The sequence below is a fragment of the Mesorhizobium sp. M7A.F.Ca.CA.001.08.2.1 genome, from assembly GCF_003998455.1.
In the GTDB taxonomy this organism is placed as follows: domain Bacteria; phylum Pseudomonadota; class Alphaproteobacteria; order Rhizobiales; family Rhizobiaceae; genus Mesorhizobium; species Mesorhizobium ciceri.
The window spans coordinates 1-1,062 of sequence record NZ_RZPW01001216.1 but is presented as its reverse complement, the minus strand read 5'-3'; the positions used below and the strand labels follow the sequence as shown (position 1 = coordinate 1,062).

The 1,062-nt window shown below is 63.5% G+C and carries 1 protein-coding gene; it reads left to right on the top strand.

All coding sequences use genetic code 11. The annotated features are described in order from the left end of the window. Nucleotides 1-1,062 (top strand): efflux RND transporter permease subunit (locus EN914_RS36295; protein ID WP_206527334.1); only part of this gene is annotated, 1,062 nt, incomplete at both ends.

The window sequence follows — 1,062 nt, the reverse complement described above, 5'->3', positions numbered from 1 at the left end:
ACCTATCCGGGCGCCGACGCGCAGACGGTCGAGAACTCGGTGACCAAGGTCATCGAGCAAGGCATGACCGGTATCGACAATCTCGACTACATGACGGCGACGTCGACCTCGACCGGTTCGGCCTCGATCACGCTGACCTTCACCACAGCGGCCGATCCCGATACCGCCCAGGTGCAGACGCAAAACAAGCTGCAGCTGGTGCAGTCGCAGCTGCCGCAGGTGGTGCAGAGCAACGGCATCACCGTCTCCAAATCCTCGACCGGCTTCCTGATGGTCATCGGCTTCGTCTCGACCGACGGCAAGATGAACTCGACCGATCTCGCCGACTATGTCGACGCCACCGTCAACGACACGCTGAAGCGCGTCGAGGGTGTCGGCTCGACGCAGCTGTTCGGCTCCGGCTATGCCATGCGCATCTGGCTCGATCCGGACCAGCTCGCCAAATACGCCTTGATGCCGAGCGACATTGCCTCGGCGATCGAGGCGCAGAACACGCAGGTTTCGGCCGGCCAGCTTGGCGGCCTGCCGGCGCGCAAGGGCCAGCAGCTCAATGCCACGGTGACGGCCAAGAGCCGGCTGCAGACCGCCGAACAGTTCCGCAACATCATCCTGAAGAGCCAGACCGATGGCTCTCTGGTCCGCCTCAACGATGTCGCCACCGTCGAGCTCGGCGCCGAAAGCTATACGACGCAGGCCAATTACAATGGCAAGCCGGCGGCCGGCGTCGCCGTCAATTTGGCGACCGGCGCCAACGCCATCAACACCGCCGAAGCGGTGCGTTCGACGATCGCCCGGCTGAGCTCGACCTTCCCGCAAGGGGTCGAGGTCGTCTATCCCTACGACACCTCGCCTTTCGTGCGGCTGTCGATCGAGGAGGTGCTCAAGACGCTGGCCGAAGCGATCGTGCTGGTGTTCCTGGTGATGTTCATCTTCCTGCAGAATTTGCGCGCCACCATCATCCCGACGATCGCCGTGCCGGTGGTGCTGCTCGGCACGTTCGGCGTGCTGTCGCTGTTCGGCTATTCCGTCAACACACTGACCATGTTCGCCATGGTGCTGGCC